This window comes from Streptomyces paludis (assembly GCF_003344965.1).
Taxonomy (GTDB): Bacteria; Actinomycetota; Actinomycetes; order Streptomycetales; family Streptomycetaceae; genus Streptomyces; species Streptomyces paludis.
This window is the reverse complement of sequence record NZ_CP031194.1, coordinates 6,790,343-6,807,335: the sequence shown is the minus strand read 5'-3', so window position 1 is coordinate 6,807,335 and position 16,993 is coordinate 6,790,343. Positions and strand designations below refer to the sequence as shown.

Genomic DNA, 16,993 nt, shown 5'->3' with positions numbered 1-16,993 from the left:
TGGGTCACATCCGGCCACCCACCCCTCCGCTACCTTGGGTCACTCCACCATCGCTTTGCGTGACTCGTGACTCCAGGGAGTGCGTGTGAAGGTCGCCTGTGTCGGCGGCGGGCCCGCCGGACTGTATTTCTCCATCCTGATGAAGCGGCAGAACCCGTCCCACGACATCACCGTCCATGAGCGCAACCCGGCCGGTTCGACCTACGGCTGGGGTGTGACGTACTGGGGCGGTCTGATCCAGAAGCTCCACCAGCACGATCCCGAGTCCGCCCGCGCCGTCCGGGAGAACTCCGTCTCCTGGAGCGACGGGGTCGCCCACATCCGCGACCACCGGACCACACACCGCGGCGACGAGGGGTTCGGCATCGGCCGGCGCGTACTGCTGGACATCCTCGCCGAACGGGCCCAGTCCCTCGGCGTCCACGTGGAGTTCGGGCGCGAGCTGGCCCCGGACGACGCGCCGCCGGACGCCGATCTGCTCGTCGCCTGCGACGGGGCGGGCAGCGCGCTGCGCGAGCGCCACGCCGGCCACTTCGGTACGGAGTCGGTGACCGGGCGCAATGTCTACATCTGGCTCGGCACGACCAAGGTCTTCTCCGCCTTCACCTTCGCCTTCGTGGAGACCGAGCACGGCTGGATCTGGGCGTACGGCTACCCGTTCGGCCCCGACCACAGCACCTGTGTCGTCGAGTGCTCCGCGGCGACCTGGACGGGGCTGGGGCTCGACGAGGCCAACGAGGCGGACGGGCTGGCCCTGCTGGAGAAGCTCTTCGCCGAACCGCTGGACGGGCACCCGCTGATCGGCCGGGCGGACTCCGGCGGCAGCGCGCGCTGGCTGACCTTCCGTACCGTCACCAACCGGACCTGGTCGCACGGCAATCTCGTCCTGCTCGGCGACGCCGCGCACACCACGCACTACTCCATCGGCGCGGGCACCACCCTAGCCCTGGAGGACGCCGTCTCCCTGGCGGGCGCGCTGCGCGGGCAGCCGGCCCTGCGCACCGCGCTCACCCACTACGAGCGCGAGCGCCGCTCGGCGCTGCTCTCCACGCAGAGCGCGGCCCGCTACAGCGCCCAGTGGTACGAGAACCTGCCCCGCTACACCCAGCTGCCGCCCGAGCAGATGTTCGCGCTGCTCGGCCAGCGCCACTCCCCCCTGCTGCCGCATCTGCCGCCCGCGCTGTACTACCGGCTGGACCGGACGGCCGAGCGGCTCGACGCGCTGCGCCGGCTCAAGCGCTGGCTGGGCCCGAAGGTCGCCAGGACAGCGCACTCCCGGCTGAGGTAAGGCTGAACGCATGACAGAGAGCGAGAGCACACACTTCCGGGGCGTTCCGGTGCTGGTGCTGGGGGTCATCGAGGACGATCCGCCGTACCGGATCGTGGAGATCCACGGTGTGCCGGCCGGCAAGGCGTACGGGATGGACGACGTGGTGAGAATCGCCTTCCACGCGGGGCTCACCCATATCGATCTGGACGATCTCGACACCGTCCGCTGGGTCGGCGGCGGCAAATACACCTGGCACGTCAGGCACTGGCTCTGACACGCCCGGACGGGCCGGATTCCCTCCGTACCACCACTCCTATGGCCCCTTCGCGTCGCGGAAGCCCCCCACCCGGAACAGAATCCCGAGGTAGTACGGCGCACAGCGTTGCGGCGCGTCCGGCGTACTCGGCGTACTCGACCCGTGGATCGCGGAAGGCAGAGAACCCATGAAAGAACACGTAGGAAAACGGGGCGGTCTCATCGGCGAACTGTCCGCGGAGTTCGCCGGGACCATGATCCTCATCCTCTTCGGCTGCGGAGTGGTGGCCCAGGTGGTGGCCGGCGGGCTCGGCGACCACGACAGCATCGCCTGGGCGTGGGGGCTCGGGGTCACCCTCGGTGTGTATGTGGCCGCCCGGCTCAGCGGCGCCCACATCAACCCGGCGGTGACCCTGTCGTTCGCGCTCTTCCGCGGTTTCGAGTGGCGCAAGGTGCTGCCGTACGTACTGGCGCAGACGGCGGGCGCGTTCGTGGCGGCGCTGCTGGTGCGCTGGAACTACACGGAGGTGCTGGCCAAGGCCGACCCCGGACACACCTACAAGACCCAGATCGTGTTCTCCACACTGCCCGGCAACGGCACACTCCCGGTGAGCGAGTGGGGCGCGCTGCGGGACCAGATCATCGGTACGGCCATCCTGGTCCTGGTCCTCTTCGCGCTCACCGATCTGCTCAACAGCCCGCCCGGAGCCAACCTCGGGCCGCTGCTCATCGGTCTGCTGATCGTGGCGATCGGCATGGCGTGGGGCACCGACGCCGGATACGCCATCAACCCGGCGCGCGACTTCGGCCCCCGGCTGGCCAGCTTTATCACCGGGTACCACGGGGCATGGCGGGACCAGTACGGCAACCTCTACTTCTGGGTGCCGATCGTGGGCCCGCTGATCGGCGGGCCGCTCGGCGCGGCGCTGTACAAGTTCTTCATCGGCAAGTACCTGCCGGCCGGGGAGCAGGAGATCGGCCGGATCCCCGAGCCGGTGAAGTAGCGAGCGGGGCACACACCTCGCTCACACCACCACAGGCACTCACACCACCACAGGCAGTTCCTCCAGCCCCCGGATCACGAAGTTCGGCTTGCGGACCGGTTCCGCGGCCGGGCCGAGACCGGGGGCCTGGTCGAGCAGTGCGGCCATCGACGCGGCGAGTTCGATCCGGGCCAGCGGAGCGCCTATGCAGTAGTGGATCCCCGCGCTGAAGGAGATGTGCGGATTGTCGCGGCGGCCGAGGTCCAGGGTGTCCGGCGCGGCGAAGACCGCCGGATCGTGGTTGGCGGAGCCGAAGAGCAGCGCGACCTCGGCGCCGCGCGGGATGGTGGTCCCGCCGATCTCCACCGGATCGAGCACCCACCGTTCGAAGAGCTGGAGCGGTGTGTCGTAGCGCATCAGCTCCTCGACGGCCGTGGGCAGCAGGGACCGGTCCGCGCGCAGGGCGGCGAGCTGCTCCGGGTGCCGGAAGAGGGCGTGCCAGCCGTTGACCGTGGAGTTGACGGTGGCCTCGTGCCCGGCGTTCAGCAGCAGGGCGCAGGTGGCGACCATCTCGGCCTCGGTCAGCCGGCCGCCCTCGTCGTGGGCGGCGATCAGTCCGGAGATCAGGTCCGTGCCGGGTTTCTCGCGCCGGGCGGTGATGAGTCCGCGCAGATACGTGGAGAACTCCAGCGAGGCGGTGACCGCCTGCCGGGCCGTCTCCTCCGGCGGGTTCAGCTCGTACATCGCGCAGATGGCCGCCGACCAGGGCCGCAGCAGCGGGCGGTCCTCCTCGGGGACGCCGAGCATCTCGGCGATGACGGCGACGGGCAGCGGTTCGGCGACGGCGGTCAGCAGATCGCCCCCGCCCTCGTCGACGAGCCGGCCCACCAGTTCGGCCGCGAGCTTCCGTACGTACGGCTGGAGCTGCTCGACCGTACGCGGTGTGAACGCCTTCGAGACCAGCCGGCGGATCCGGGTGTGGTCCGGCGGCTCCAGCTCCAGCATCCCGTGGTCGTTCAGCTCGTGGAAGGGCTCGTGCCCGGCGGGCGGCGCGGTCCTGCCGAACTCCTCGTGCGTGAACCGGTGCCCGTACGAGCGGCCGAGGCGCCGGTCGCGCAGCAGCGCGGAGACATCCGCGTGGTGCGGGACGAGCCACTGGTCGCTCGGCGCGTAGTAGTGCGCCCGGCCCCGCGCCCGCAGTTCGGCGTAGGCGGGGTAGGGGTCGGCGAGGAAATCGGGCGACCGGGGGTCGAAAGCTGGCATGCCAGGACCGTATCCGGCGGCGCGTCCCGGCGGCCAGAGGGGGTGCCAGAGGGGTGGTGGCGGCGGCCGGGAGCGTGGCGTCAGCGGTACGGCGGGAGTGGTACGGGTGAGGGTGCCGCGACGGGCGCTGTCACAACGGGCGCTGTCACGACGGAAGGTGTCCCTGGAGCGCGAGGGCGAGGCCGCTCTCGGCGTCCGTCACCAGACCGAGCTGGTAGGCGCTCTCGTACGCCGGATCACCCGCCGCCTCGCGCGCCCGCCGCTCCCACTCGTCGCGGATGGCGCCCAGTTCGGGGGTGCCCCGGTGCGGGTGGCCGATCATGCGCCAGTACGTGTGTCCCGTACCGGAGGTACGGGCGGCCGCCACGCCGTCGCCCCGGGCCGCGATGGCCCCGGCGAGCAGATCGAGGCCGAGCGCGATGCCGAGGCTGTCGCGCAGCCGGTACTTGCCCGCGAGCATGGCGCGCGCATGCCTCTCGGCGTCGCGCGGCCGGCCCCGCATCAGCTCTATCAGGGCGAGTTGGTGGTCGGCGTAGGCGCGGGCCCAGTGCTCGCCGTAGCCCAGGCTGAGCCGCTGGAGGGCGGCGGCGTCCTCGTACGCCTCGTCGAGCCGGCCGAGCGCGGAGAGCGCGAAGAGCCGTATCACCCGGCACCGCAGCTGCGACGGGGCGTCGGCGGGGTCGCCGGTCACATGGCGCAGGGCGCGGTCCGCGACCGTGAGGGCGGACTTGGGGCGGCCCATCATCAGATAGGTGAAGCTGACGGAGTGGGCGGCGGACAGCACGGACTCCGGGTCCTGGTCGCGCCAGGCGGCGAGGCTGCACTCCTCGCCGAGTCTTCGGGCGTCCTCGTGGTCGCCCTGGAGGGTACGGGTAATGCTGAGCGCCCAGAGCGCGCGGATACGGTCCGGGCCGTGCGCGGAGGTGCGGCTCAGCGCGCGTTCCAGATAGGTGCGGGCCTCGTGCAGATGGCCGCAGCAGCTCCAGAAGAGCCCGGTGTGGCCGGCCATCCGTACGGCCCGTTCGGGTTCGCGGACGAGCAGATGGTCGAGGGCGGCGCAGAGGTCGGCGTGGCAGTCGGCGATCCTGCGGTACCAGTCGACCTGGCGCGGTCCGAGCCAGCCGGTGTGCGCCTGGGCGGCGGTCTCGGCGAAGTGGCCGGCGTGGCGGTCGGCGAGGAGGCCGCGCTCGCCGAGTTCCCCGAGCCACATCGTGCCGTACTCGCGGAGGGTGTCGAGCATCCGGTAGCGGTCGCCGTCGCGCTGGAGGACGGACTGCGCGGCGAGCCGCTCCAGGAGTACGGGGACATCGTGGCCGGTGAGCGGGCCGCCGGCGCAGACGGCCCGGGCGTCGGCCACGTCCACGGCGCCCGGGAAGACCGAGAGGCGTGCCCACAGAAGCCGTTCGAGGGGCGCGCAGAGTTCGTGGCTCCAGCCGATGGCGGTACGCAGGGCGCGGTGGCGCTGGGGCCATACGGAGTCGTCGGCGAGGACGTCGAGCCGGGCGGTGGAGCGGGAGAGGGAGGGCAGCGGGGACGGGGGTGCGGCGGGCGAGCTTGGCGCGGGCGTGGGGGCGGATCCGGGCGCGGACCCGGGAGCTGATCCGGGGGCGGGGGCCCGCAGCCGGGTGGCGATCTCCTCCACGCCGTTCTCGCGGAGCCGGGCGCAGGCCAGTTCGACGGCGAGCGGGATCCCTTCGAGGCGGTGGCAGATCTCGGCGACCGCCGCGGCGGCGGCCGGGGTGTCGAGGGCGAGGTGGGGCGCGGCGGCGGCGGCCCGGTCGCGGAAGAGCCGGACGGCCTCCTGCCCGGCCCCGCCGGCGGGCAGCGGCCCCACGTCGAGGAGGTGTTCGCCGCCGATGCCGAGCGGCTGTCTGCTGGTGGCGAGGACGGTCAGGGCGGGCGCGGCGACAAGGAGGTCGGCCACGACGCCGGCGCAGGAGGCGATCACCCGTTCGCAGCAGTCGAGGACGAGCAGCGCGCGCCGCCCGGCCAGCCATTCGCCCAGCGCCTCCACGGGCCGGCGCGCGCTGTGGTCCAGGAGGCCCACGGCGTCGCAGACGGTGGCGATGAGCAGCCGGTCGTCATGGAGGGGCGACAGGTCGGCCCACCAGACCCCGTCCGGATAACGGGCCCGCGCCCGGTCGGCGGCGCGCAGCGCGAGACGGCTCTTGCCGATGCCGCCGCCGCCCGTGAGAGTGACCAGCCGGTGCTCTTGTAATGCCCGCTCGACAGCGTCCAGTTCGGTCTCTCGGCCGACGAAACTGGTCGTGACGACGGGAAGGTAGCCCACCACGGGGTACATCCTGGCCCTGTTGGGAACCCTGGCCGATACCTGTAGCGGAAAACGGTGAGAAACGGCTGGTATTAGTCGCAGTCGGTCAAGGAGTGTCACGTTCCGCCGCGCTGAGCGGTCGGAGCGGTCACCGCCGCCTCGGGGAATCCGCTCGTACGCCACGATCCGCCGTCCCGGGTGACCGCGAACCCCTCGTAACCGTCCAGGGATTCCAGCCAGTCCCGGGCCCGCTCCCCCATCGCGAAGGCGGCGGTCGCGTAGGCGTCGGTCAGGGTGAGCCCGGGGCCGACGACGGTGACGGACGCCGGTCCGGCGGCGGGGGTGCCGCGGCGCGGGTCCAGGATGTGGGCGCCGCGCTCGGCCGTGCCGGAGGTGGCGATCGCGAGGTCGCGGCCGGTGACGAGCGTGCACAGCTCGCCGGGGCGCAGCGGGTGGGCGACACCGATGTGCCAGGGGGTGCCGGGGGCCGGCTCGCCGGTCAGCCGGAGGTCGCCGCCGCCGTTGACGCAGGTGTTGCGGGCGCCGGCCTCGGCCAGGATCCGCGAGGCGTGTTCCACGGCCCACCCCTTGACCAGCCCGGACGGATCGAGGGTGCCGCCCGCGCGGTCGCTGAACCAGCCGCCGGTGGTCCGCTCGGCGCTCGCGCACAGGGCGAGGACGTCCCGTACCTCCTGGGGGCACTGCTGAAGGCGCAGCTCGCCGCGCCCGAGGCGGCTGATGACGCTGTCGGGGCGGTACGTGGAGAACACCTCGTCGACGTGGTGCAGCCGGACGACCGCCTCGCGCAGCGCCGCGTGGAGGACCGGGGTGCGCTGGTCACGGATGTCGAAGGAGAAGACGGTGCCCATCACATGCTCGACGTGACGCAGACCGCGCGGACGGTCGGGCGTGTGTGCGGGAGCGGGCGCGTGTGCGGGGCCGGGGGTGCGTGCGGGGGCGGGGGCGAGGCGGTGCATGGTCTCAGACATCGGTCTTGTCCAATGCGCTCTGGAGGGAGTCGATATAGCCCTGGCTGGTGTAGCTGGCGCCGGAGATCGCGTCGATCCGGGCGCTCTGGGCGGTCAGCGCCTCCGCGGTCAGCCGGGGCACCGCGTCGGCGGCGATCTGCTGACTACGGCCTTCCGAGGGCACTTGGAGGACGTTGACGGCGGTCAGCTCTCCGTCGGTGACGGTGATGGCGAGCTGGACCGTACCGTACCGGGTGCTGATGGCGTCGCCGGTGTACGTACCGCTGGAGGCGGCCGGGGACGCGGTGGTGCTCGGCGTCGAGGATGAGGTCGGTGTCGATGTCGGTGTCGGTGTCGACGCCGGTGCGCCGACGGCCAGTTGAGTGGCCTCGTGGGGCTTGAGGGCGAGCAGCAGGACGACCAGGGTGGCGGTCGACGCGGCGGCGAGAACGGCTCTGCGCACGGGACTTCTCCTCAGAACTCGAACGACTCGTGGTGGATGTGGTGGCGCGGCACCCCGGCCTCGGCCAGGGCCCGCTTCGCGGCGTCCGTCATCCCGCGCGGGCCGCAGAGATAGACCTCGTGGGCGGCGAGACCGGGGACGAGGCGGCTCAGCCCGTCGGCGGTCAGGGGCTCGAACGCGTCCTGGCCTGCGGCTCGGCCCGCGGATTCGCTGAGGAAGTAGTGGACGGTGGCGCCGCGCGCGGCGGCGATCGCGTCCAGCTCCCCGCGCAGCGCCAGGTCCTCGGCGCGCCGGGCCCGGTGGATCAGGGTCACCTCGCCCGGCAGTGTCTCGAACAGCGCCCGCAGCGGGGTGATCCCGACACCGCCCGCCAGCAGCAGCACCTTCGGGGAGCGGCGCCGGGCGCCGGTGAACGCGCCGTACGGCCCCTCCGCCCAGACCCGGGTGCCGGGCCTCAGCCGGGCGAGCGCGCCGCTGTGGTCGCCCGAGTCCTTCACGGTGATACGCAGCAGACCGTCCCGCGGCGGCGCGGACAGCGAGTACGGGTTGGCGCTCGCCCAGAGCCCGGGGGCGAGGAACCGCCAGCGGAAGAACTGCCCCGGCAGCGCGCCCAGTTCACCGAGACGCTCGCCGGCCAGATGGACGGAGACGACACCCGGCGCCTCCGGCACGACCTCGGCGACGCGCAGCCGGTGGCGCAGGTTGTACCGTACGGGCGCCAGGAAGCGGTACCAGATGATGAGCGCGGCGACGCCCAGATAGAGCCCGTACCAAGCGAGTTGGGCGGCTTCGTTGCCCACGAAGTCGGCGCCGTTGCTGAGTTGGTGGAAGAAGGCGAGGAACACCGCGAGATACGTGGCGAAGTGCAGGTAGTGCCAGGTCTCGTAGCGCAGTCTGCGGCGCGCGGCCCGCGCCGACACGAAGGCCGTCCCGAGCAGTAGCAGAAAGGCGGCGGTGGCCTTGAGCATGTCGGGATAGTCGAGCACGAAGGTGGTGGTCTGCTCCACCACACCGGTGTGTGTGGTGAGCGAGTAGCCCCAGATGATCAGTACGACATGGGCGACGACCAGCGAGATCGTGTACCGGCCGCCCATCGCGTGCCAGCGCGCCAGCCGGTCGCTGCCGATGCTGTGGTCGAGGAGCGGGACACGCGCCATCAGCGCCACCAGCACGGCACACGCGTACCCCGCCAGCAGCCCGGTGATCCGCCCCGCGTCCGTCAGCCACCCGGCCGCGCCCACCACCGCCTCCGTGTCCGCCCACCAGAGAGCGAGCACCCCGGCGGCCCCGCCCCAGATGAGACCGTGCGCCGCCATGGGTACGAGTGAACGCGGCCGGGAGGACGGCAGCGGCACACGCCGCCGCCCCGGCCGCGCGGATCCGTCCGTACCGTTGCGCGCATGGGTCGCGGTGCTCATGGGGCCTCTCTTCGCCGGTGGGCCGCCAGCGTCGCAGCGCACTCTGAGAGAACCTTTTGAAGATCTTGTGACCGGCATGAGGGAGATCCCCCGGGAACGCGGCCCGCTCTTGCCGATATTCCGGGCTTGAATCGACTTCCACCACCAGTTCACTTCAAGCTTGGAGTGACCATCTTGGCTTTTCACTCCAAGCTTGGAGTATGTTGGCTCCATGGAAGACGCACGGGAACCCACTGAGCCCCGCTGGCTCGACGCCGACGAACAGCAGCACTGGTACGCGTTCGCCTATGTCCTGACCCAGCTGCCGGCCGCGCTGGAGGCGCGGATGCAGCGGGACGCGGGCATCGCGCACTTCGACTACGTGGTGATGTCGGCGCTGTCGATGGCGCCGGAGCGCACCCTGCGGATGAGCGAGCTGGCCCAGTACGCCGGATCCACACTCTCCAGGCTGTCCAACGTGGTCATCCGCCTGGAGAAGCGCGGCTGGGTACGCCGTCACCCCGACCCCTCCGACGGCCGCTCCACCCTGGCCACCCTCACCGACGACGGCATGGACAAGGTCGTCGCCGCCGCTCCCGGCCATGTCGACGCGGTACGCCGCCTGATCTTCGACCCGCTGACCAAAGCACAACAGCGTCAGCTCGGCGCGGCCTCCCGGCGCATCCTCGGCGCCCTCCAGGCGCCGCACCCCACCGACTGGCCGTCACCCGGCTCCACCTCACCGGATCCGGATCCGGATCCGGATCCGGCCGACCGGGACTGACCCGAGCCCTCCAGCCACCCCTGCACACCCCCGCACGAGGAGTACGTATGCCCACCATCGCCATCGTCGGAGCCGGTCCGGGCCTGGGCCTGTCCATCGCCAAGGTCTTCGGCGGCCACGGCTTCGACGTCGCCCTGATCTCCCGTACCAAGGACACACTCGACACCCTGGTCACCGAACTCGCCGTGGCGGGGATCACCGCGAAAGGCTTCCCCGCCGATGTCGCGGACCCCGTCCAGATCACCGGCGCGCTCGACGCCGCGATCGCGCGGTTCGGCCGGATCGACGTCCTGGAGTTCTCCCCGCACGCGGGCCTGTCCATGACCTCGCCCAAGGAGGTCACCCTCGACACACTGCGGCCGCAGATCGACAGCCTCCTCTACGGCGCGGTCGCCGCCGTACAGACCGTACTGCCCGGCATGCTCCAGGCCGGCTCGGGCACCTTGCTGTTCACCACCGGCGGCGGCGCCATCAACCCGTACCCGATGCTCGCCACCGCCAACATCGCCCAGGCGGGACAGCGGAACTGGGCGGTCAACCTCCACAACACCCTCGCCGACGAAGGCATCCACGTGTCCAACGTGGCCATCAACCTCATGATCGGCACCCAGGCCCCCGAAGGCGTCCCCCATCGGGCGCCGGACGAGATCGCCCTCGACTACTGGACCCTCCACACCGAGCGCGACCAGGCCGAGCACTGCATCGGCGCCTGACCCCAGCACACCGACGACAGGCGGCCACCGGTCCACGCACGCACACGCACCGGCCGGTGACCGCCCGCCCTCTCCCCCGGAGCACCATGAAGACCATCCTCATCGCAGGCGGCAACAGCGGCATCGGCCTCCAGGCCGCCCGAGACCTCCTCGCCGACGGCAACCGGCTCGTCCTGATGGGCCGTGACCCGCGCAAGGGGCAGGCCGCGCTCGCCTCGTTCGGCACCTCCCGCGAACGGGCCGCCTTCCTTGCCGCCGACCTGTCCACGCACGACGGCGTCCGCGGCGCCGCCCAGCGTGTCCTGGACCAGTACGACCGTATCGACGCCCTCGTGCACTCCACCGGGGTGTTCACCGCCCAGGAGAGCCGCACCGCCGACGGGCTCCATCCGTTCTTCGCGGTCAACTACCTCAGCCGCTATCACCTCACCCAGCTCCTGCTGCCCGCCCTGCGCCGGGCCGGGCGGCCGGTCGTGGTCATGATGACCGCCGCGGTCCCACCGGCCGATGACGCCGACTTCGCCAGGTTTCCCGAGTTCGCCCCGTTCGACTTCGGCCACGACCGCAAGCCGATCCAGCTCGCCAACCACCACTACGCCGCCCACCTCACCCGTACCGAATCCGGCCTCGCCGCCGGTGTGGTGAACGCCGGCGCCGTCAGGACCGACATCCTGCGTATCGCCCCCTGGTACATGCGGGCCGGCGCCAGAGTCCTCGGACCGGTCCTCTTCGACTCCGCCGAAACCTCCGCACACAACGTCGTGGAAGCCACCCGGCGCGACGACTGGCAGTCACCCCACTACTGGGGCAAGCCCGGCCGGTTCGAACAACGCACCCCGATCGCCCTCAACCCCACGACCACCCAGCGCCTCATGGACACCTCCCACACCCTCACCGGCGCCTGACACCGGGCAACTCGGCCACGAGCTTGGCCAGTTGTCCCTGCTGGTGCTGCACCGTGCCCCACGGCCCGGACGGCCTGTCCGCTCGGTACGGGTGGGCTTGCGGTGTCTCATCCCGGAGACGTCGCGGTGGTTCCCGGCCGCGGCCCCAGGCCGGCGAGGAGAACCTCGATGAGGTCGTCCACGCCGCCCTGTCCCGAGAGGTTGCCGTGGGTGAGTGTCCGGTAGATCAGGGCTCCGATGACAAAATCGGCCGCGGCGTCCAGCCGGGCGTCGGGCCGCAGTTGGCCTTGCTGGACACCGATCGCCAGCCGCCGCACCACGTACTGCCGGAACGGGCCGGTGAACCGCTCGTACAGCTTCGCCGCATCGTCGTCGCTCTCCGCGGCGGCCGCGGTCAGCCCGCGCAGGAGGGCCGTGCTGCTCGGGTCGGTCAGCCGCGCGAGCTGTCCGCTCAGCCAGTCGCGCAGGTCGGTCACGACATCCCCGGTCTCCGCCAGTGGGCTCGCGGCGGCGGCCAGGTGTCCGGAGAGGACGGCCTCGGCGACGATGGCGGCCTTCGACGGCCACCACCGGTAGACGGTCTGCTTGCCCACCCCCGCTTTCGCCGCGATGGCCTCCATGGTGAGCCGCTGATAGCCGCCGGAGGTGAGCAGCTCCACGGCCGCGGCCAGCACCGCCTGATGCGCGTGGGCACTGCGAGGGCGCCCCCGCTGGAGTCCGGACATGCGCCGAGCATAGACAACGGCGGACACACCATGAATACAATACGAAACGTCTCGTAAATGTGGCACGAGGAGCTTCGGATGCAGAAGGACATTGCGGTCATCATCGGCGTGGGCGGCATGGGGCAGGCGATCGCCCGCAGGGTGGGCAGCGGCCGGAAGGTCCTGCTCGCCGACTTCAACGAGACCACGCTCCGCGCCGCCGCCGACCTGCTGCGCGGCGAGGGGCACGAGGTCAGCACCGAGCGGGTCGACGTCTCCGACCACGGTTCGGTGCGGGCGCTCGCCGACACGGCCGACGCACTCGGCCGGGTCACCCACGTCGCCCACACCGCCGGGCTGTCCCCGGCGCAGGCGCCGACGGACGCGATTCTGCGGGTGGACCTGCTCGGTGTGGCTCTGGTGCTCGACGAATTCGGCCGGGTCATCGCCCCCGGGGGCGCCGGTGTTGTCATCGCCAGCATGGCCGGCCACTTCCAGTCCCCGCTTCCGGCCGAACAGGAGCGGGCACTGGCCCACGCCGAGGCACAAGAGCTGCTCGGCCTGCCGTTCCTCGCCCCCGCCGTGGTCGGCGGCCCCGGCGCGGCCTACACCCTGGCCAAGCGGGCCAACGTGCTGCGCGTCCAAGCGGCGGCCGCCGCCTGGGGCAAGCGGCAGGCGCGGATCAACTCGATCAGCCCGGGCGCCATTTCCACCCCGATGGGACAGCAGGAACTGGACGGAGAGAGCGGCGAAAGGATACGGGCCATGATCGCCATGTCCGCGGCCAAGCGCCAGGGCACACCGGACGACATCGCGTCCGCCGCCGCCTTCCTCCTCGACCCGCAGGCCGGCTTCATCACCGGCACCGACCTGCTAGCCGACGGCGGCGTCGTCGCCGCCTCACGCGCACCCATGACGGCCGGCTGACCCCCGACGTCCGGCCCTCCCGTAACCCCCAGAGGGCCGGATCACGTCCACCACAACAACAAAGCCGGTCAAAGCGACATAGCGTCGATTTGACCGGCTTCATTTGGTCGGATGACCTTGGTGTCCGAGGGGGGACTTGAACCCCCACGCCCGATAAAGGGCACTAGCACCTCAAGCTAGCGCGTCTGCCATTCCGCCACCCGGACGAGTGGTCGAACCGCTGCCTCGTGGCTGCGGCGACGAGGTCAACAATACCAGGGGTTCGCCGGGGGTCTCACCCCTATATCCGGTGGTCAGAGCGGGGCGGAGGGGGCGGTACGGGGCGGTCCGCCAGGGCGGGGCCGGGGCATCGGGTCGCAGGGCGGCCCGCCGTGCGGTGTGAATCGCGCGGCGGGCCGCCGTCGTACGTCATCGGGTGCGGGTACGGGTCAGCACTTCTCGCGCAGGGAGTGCAGATGCGCCGCCGCCTTGCGGGCGAAGGCGAGGGAGTCCACCGGCTGGTCGTGCTCCACCTGCCAGTGGTGGGCGCGGCGCCCGTCGCGGGTCTTGTTCACCGCCGAGATGAAGCTCTTGTAGTCGATGTCGCCGTCCCCGACGTCCACCATCCGGTAGCCGTCGCGGGCCTCGATGTCCGCTATGCCGTCCTTGACGTGGAAGAGCGGGTAGCGGTGGGGCTGCTTCAGTACGTAGCGCAGCGGGTCGAAGGGGGCAGGGCGGCCCTCGGGGGTCCGGCTGAAGCGGAACTGGCCGGCGAACGCCCAGTAGATGTCCATCTCCAGATACACGAGGTTCGGGTCGGTCTCGGCGAGCAGTACGTCGTAGAGACGGACGTTCGGCTTGTCGGTGGCGAAGGAGAACTCCTCGGCGTGGTTGTGCTGGTAGAACTTCAGGCCGCGCCGCCGGGCCGCCGCGCCGTACGCGTTGAAGTCGGCGGCGGCGCGCTTCCAGGCGTCGACGGTCGATCCGTACCGGAAGGGGCCCGAGGCGGTGCCGATGTGTTCGAGGCCGAGGGCCTGGGCGTCGTCCAGGACCTTGGTGAGGTTCTGCGCGAAGCTGTAGGCGTTCGGGTTGTTGTCGTCGTAGTAGTTGACGTGGCTGCCGATGGCCTTGAGGCCGTGGTCCTTGGCGAGCCGCTTGAGCTGGGGCAGGGTGATCGCTCCGGCGGTGCCCTGGGTGTAGCCCGCGAACTCGATCTCGTCGTAGCCGAAGCGCTCCAGCTCGTCGAAGACCTTGGCGAAGCCGAGGGTGGAGACCTTGTCGCGCAGGGAGTAGAGCTGGACACCGAGCCGTCCGGGGGTGAGGACGGGCTGTCCCTTGGCCGGGCCGGGGCCCTTGCCCGGAACCGGCGCGTGGCCGTGGCCGTGGGCGGCGGCGGGCACGGCCGAGGCGCCTAAGACCGCGGCGGCGGAGGCCCCGGCGGCGACGCCGAGCATGCCGCGCCTGCTGAGCCGGTGCGCGAGTTCGGGGTCGGCTGACTTCTTGCGGCTCATGAAACGGAACTCCTTATGTCGCTTCTGGCGTGTCTTCGCCACTGTCTTCCGTCGGGCCTTGCAGTCCGGCAAGCTGGAGGAGCAGGGACTTCACATCGGTGGCCGCCACGCGGTCGCCGACGGCGCGGGGGGTGGAACAGATGATGAGCGGACCTTCTTCGTCGCTCCTCGGCAGGCGGCCGTGGCTGCCGCGAATAGGTGACGGGTCCAGGGGGACCACCGCGAGCCGGTAGCGCATGCCGAGCTTCTTGCGGGCGATCGCCTTGGCCGCCTTGAGGCGTACGTAGGGATCGAGCGGGTCCATGAACAGCTCGACGGGGTCGTAGCCGGGTTTGCGGTGGATCTCGACCAGTTGGGCGAAGTCGGGCGCCCGGTCGTCGTCCAGCCAGTAGTAGTACGTGAACCAGGCATCGGGTTCGGCGACGGCCACCAGCTCGCCCGAGCGGGGATGGTCGAGCCCCTGGGCCTTCTTGCCCTCGTCGTCGAGGATCTCGTCGATCCCGGGGAGGTCCGCGAGCGCCTCGCGGGTCGCGTCGAGATCCTCCGGCCGGCGGACATAGACATGGGCCAGCTGGTGGTCCGCGACGGCGAAGGCGCGGGAGGCCATGGGGTCGAGATACTCCATGCCGTCCTGCGTGTGCACCTCCAGCAGTCCGGCCCTGCGCAGCGCCCGGTTGATGTCGACCGGCCGGGAGACCTGCGTGATGCCGTACTCGGAGAGCGCGACGACGGTACGGCCCTGCTCGGCGGCGTCGTCGAGGAGCGGGGCCAGGGCGGTGTCGAGGTCGGCGGCGGCGCGGTGGGAGCGCGGGTCGTCGGGGCCGAAGCGCTGGAGGTCGTAGTCGAGATGAGGGAGGTAGCAGAGCGCCAGATCGGGCCGGCGCGTGCGCAGGAGATGGCGGGTGGCGTCCACGATCCACTGGGAGGAGACGAGATCGGCCCCGGGCCCCCAGAAGTGGAAGAGGGGGAATGTGCCGAACAGCTCGGTCAGCTCGTCGTGCAGCTCGGGGGGCCGGGTGTAGCAGTCGGGTTCCTTGCGCCCGTCGGCGTAGTACACCGGACGCGGGGTGACGGTGTAGTCGGTGTCCGCGCCCATGGCGTACCACCAGCAGACATTGGCGACGGTGTAGCCGGGGTGGGCGCGGCGGGCGGCGTCCCAGAGCTTGTCCCCGGCGACGAGTCCGTTGTGCTGGCGCCAGAGCAGTACGTCACCCAGCTCCCGGAAGTACCAGCCGTTGCCGACGATGCCGTGCTCGGCGGGGAGTGTGCCGGTGAGAAAGGTGGACTGGGCGCTACAGGTGACGGCGGGCAGGACGGTGGTCAGCGGCGCCCGGGAGCCGGTGGCGGCCAGCGCGGTCAGCCGGGGCATATGGCGGAGCAGTTGGGGGGTGAGGCCGACGACATCGAGAACGAGCAGCGGAGTGGGCGTCATGGCAGTTCCTTGAGACCGAGGTCGACCAGCAGATCGCGGGCCAGGGTGAGTTCGGCGGCGATGCCGTCGGCGAGCTGGCCGCGCGAGCGCGGGCGCAGCCACGGCGGGAGGGCCTGCCAGGTGTAGGTCTCGACCTCCAGATGGCGGGTGAGCGGCACGGGGCCGCCGACGAGCCGGGCCAGGGCCTCCTGGAGCACGGGAAGGGTGGAGGTGAGCGGCGGGGCGGGCGGGGCGTGCAGGGGTACGTGGAAGTGGGCGCGCCAGGGTGTGTCGTCGGGCAGTGCGGCGCCGGCGAGGGCCTCGTCGAGGTCGTCGGTGCCGAGGAGTCCGGCGGCGGTGCGGGCGCGGGTCTGGTGGAGGAAGCGGGGTTCGGCGAACGCGGCGAGGGCTTCGCGTACTTCCGGCAGCCGTGGCTGTTCGGCGTGCAGGGCGGCGGAGAGCTGGGCCTTGGGAATGGTCAGTCCGGCGGCGGTGAGCGCGTCCAGGGCGGTGGCCGGGTCTTCGAAGGAGGTGGCGAGATGGCAGGTGTCGACACAGACGCCGATACGGTGGGAGGCGAGTGCGGTGAGGGGGCCGATGGCGTCGGCGGTGGTCTCGACGGTGCAGCCGGGCTCAGGTTCGAGGGCGATCCGGATGGATTTCCCGGTCAGCTCCTCCAGCGCGTCGAGCCGGTCGGCGAGCGCGCCGAGCGCGGTGCGGGCGGTGCGGTCGCGGTCCTCGGTCCAGTGGGTGCGCCAGCCGAGCGGGAGGGTGGAGACGGAGCCCTCGGTGATGTCGTCGGGCAGCAGGGCGGCCAGCAGCCGGGCGAGGTCCCCGGTGTGGGCGAGGCGTTCGGGGTCGGCCCAGTCCGGCTTGTACACGCGGTACTTGACCTCTTCGGCGCCGAAGCCCTCGTACGGGAAGCCGTTGAGGGTGACGACCTCCAGTCCGCGGCGGTCGAGTTCGGCGCGGAGTCCGCGCAGGGTCACCGGGTCGTTGATCAGGGACCGGGCCGCGTCCTTGGCGAGCCAGAGGCCGATGCCGAGGCGGTCCCGGCCGAGGCGGCGGCGGACCGGCTCGCAGTGGTCGCGCAGCTGGGCGAGGACTCCGTCGAGGGTCTCGGCGGGGTGGACATTGGTGCAGTACGCGAGATGGACGGTGGAGCCGTCGGGGTGGCGGAAGCGCATC

Annotated in this window: 16 protein-coding genes and 1 tRNA gene; 7 read left to right on the top strand and 10 right to left on the bottom strand. The window is 71.5% G+C overall.

Features of this window, described 5'->3' with window-relative positions:
* The first annotated feature begins 85 nt into the window (after positions 1-85).
* From DVK44_RS30145 to DVK44_RS30135, 3 genes are all read left to right on the top strand, one after another.
* Positions 86-1,288 (top strand): FAD-dependent monooxygenase, encoded by a 1,203-nt coding sequence (locus tag DVK44_RS30145; protein WP_181957562.1) that lies wholly within the window; start codon positions 86-88, stop codon positions 1,286-1,288.
* 10 nt (positions 1,289-1,298) lie between these two features.
* A complete protein-coding gene (locus DVK44_RS30140) occupies positions 1,299-1,544 on the top strand; it encodes a hypothetical protein (protein ID WP_114663791.1) in 246 nt (81 codons plus the stop codon).
* Between the two features lie 169 nt (positions 1,545-1,713).
* Positions 1,714-2,529: an MIP/aquaporin family protein gene (locus tag DVK44_RS30135; RefSeq protein ID WP_114663790.1), complete on the top strand. Its 816-nt coding sequence runs from the start codon at positions 1,714-1,716 to the stop codon at positions 2,527-2,529.
* Positions 2,530-2,568: 39 nt separating this feature from the next.
* On the opposite strand, the gene DVK44_RS30130 is transcribed toward DVK44_RS30135, so the two are convergent.
* The 5 genes from DVK44_RS30130 to DVK44_RS30110 all read right to left on the bottom strand — a co-directional run bounded on the left by DVK44_RS30130 (position 2,569) and on the right by DVK44_RS30110 (position 8,892).
* On the bottom strand, positions 2,569-3,771 hold the full coding sequence (locus DVK44_RS30130) for a cytochrome P450 (RefSeq protein ID WP_114663789.1): 1,203 nt from the start codon (positions 3,769-3,771) through the stop codon (positions 2,569-2,571).
* A gap of 145 nt (positions 3,772-3,916) precedes the next feature.
* The gene (locus DVK44_RS30125; RefSeq protein WP_114663788.1) at positions 3,917-6,073 is read right to left on the bottom strand and encodes an ATP-binding protein; all 2,157 of its coding nucleotides are present in this window, start codon (positions 6,071-6,073) and stop codon (positions 3,917-3,919) included.
* 86 nt (positions 6,074-6,159) lie between these two features.
* Positions 6,160-6,912, bottom strand: coding sequence for an FAD:protein FMN transferase (locus DVK44_RS30120; protein ID WP_114663787.1), 753 nt, complete (start codon positions 6,910-6,912; stop codon positions 6,160-6,162).
* Between the two features lie 112 nt (positions 6,913-7,024).
* Positions 7,025-7,474, bottom strand: coding sequence for an FMN-binding protein (locus DVK44_RS30115; RefSeq protein ID WP_114663786.1), 450 nt, complete (start codon positions 7,472-7,474; stop codon positions 7,025-7,027).
* Positions 7,475-7,485: 11 nt separating this feature from the next.
* Positions 7,486-8,892, bottom strand: a complete 1,407-nt coding sequence (locus DVK44_RS30110; RefSeq protein ID WP_114663785.1) for a ferredoxin reductase family protein — start codon at positions 8,890-8,892, stop codon at positions 7,486-7,488.
* Between the two features lie 211 nt (positions 8,893-9,103).
* On the opposite strand from DVK44_RS30110, the gene DVK44_RS30105 reads away from it, so the two are divergent.
* The 3 genes from DVK44_RS30105 to DVK44_RS30095 all read left to right on the top strand — a co-directional run bounded on the left by DVK44_RS30105 (position 9,104) and on the right by DVK44_RS30095 (position 11,273).
* The gene (locus tag DVK44_RS30105) at positions 9,104-9,655 is read left to right on the top strand and encodes a MarR family winged helix-turn-helix transcriptional regulator (RefSeq protein WP_114663784.1); all 552 of its coding nucleotides are present in this window, start codon (positions 9,104-9,106) and stop codon (positions 9,653-9,655) included.
* Positions 9,656-9,702: 47 nt separating this feature from the next.
* A complete protein-coding gene (locus tag DVK44_RS30100; protein WP_114663783.1) occupies positions 9,703-10,368 on the top strand; it encodes an SDR family NAD(P)-dependent oxidoreductase in 666 nt (221 codons plus the stop codon).
* Between the two features lie 86 nt (positions 10,369-10,454).
* Positions 10,455-11,273, top strand: coding sequence for an SDR family NAD(P)-dependent oxidoreductase (locus DVK44_RS30095; protein ID WP_114663782.1), 819 nt, complete (start codon positions 10,455-10,457; stop codon positions 11,271-11,273).
* 107 nt (positions 11,274-11,380) lie between these two features.
* Here the strand turns inward: DVK44_RS30095 and DVK44_RS30090 are convergent, their stop codons facing one another.
* Positions 11,381-11,998 (bottom strand): TetR/AcrR family transcriptional regulator, encoded by a 618-nt coding sequence (locus DVK44_RS30090; protein WP_114663781.1) that lies wholly within the window; start codon positions 11,996-11,998, stop codon positions 11,381-11,383.
* Between the two features lie 78 nt (positions 11,999-12,076).
* On the opposite strand from DVK44_RS30090, the gene DVK44_RS30085 reads away from it, so the two are divergent.
* Complete coding sequence (locus DVK44_RS30085; RefSeq protein WP_114663780.1) at positions 12,077-12,904, top strand: SDR family oxidoreductase; 828 nt, start codon at positions 12,077-12,079, stop codon at positions 12,902-12,904.
* A 118-nt stretch (positions 12,905-13,022) separates the two neighbouring features.
* Here DVK44_RS30085 and DVK44_RS30080 read toward each other — a convergent pair.
* From DVK44_RS30080 to eboE, 4 genes are all read right to left on the bottom strand, one after another.
* Positions 13,023-13,110, bottom strand: a tRNA-Leu gene (locus DVK44_RS30080).
* Positions 13,111-13,332: 222 nt separating this feature from the next.
* Entirely contained in the window at positions 13,333-14,394 is a 1,062-nt protein-coding gene (locus DVK44_RS30075; protein WP_114663779.1) for a sugar phosphate isomerase/epimerase family protein, read from the bottom strand.
* A gap of 13 nt (positions 14,395-14,407) precedes the next feature.
* Positions 14,408-15,826: a nucleotide pyrophosphatase/phosphodiesterase family protein gene (locus tag DVK44_RS30070; protein WP_114663778.1), complete on the bottom strand. Its 1,419-nt coding sequence runs from the start codon at positions 15,824-15,826 to the stop codon at positions 14,408-14,410.
* A complete protein-coding gene (gene eboE, locus DVK44_RS30065; protein ID WP_114663777.1) occupies positions 15,823-16,992 on the bottom strand; it encodes a metabolite traffic protein EboE in 1,170 nt (389 codons plus the stop codon). The genes DVK44_RS30070 and eboE overlap by 4 nt, the downstream gene beginning before the upstream one ends.
* Between the last annotated feature and the right edge of the window lies 1 nt (position 16,993).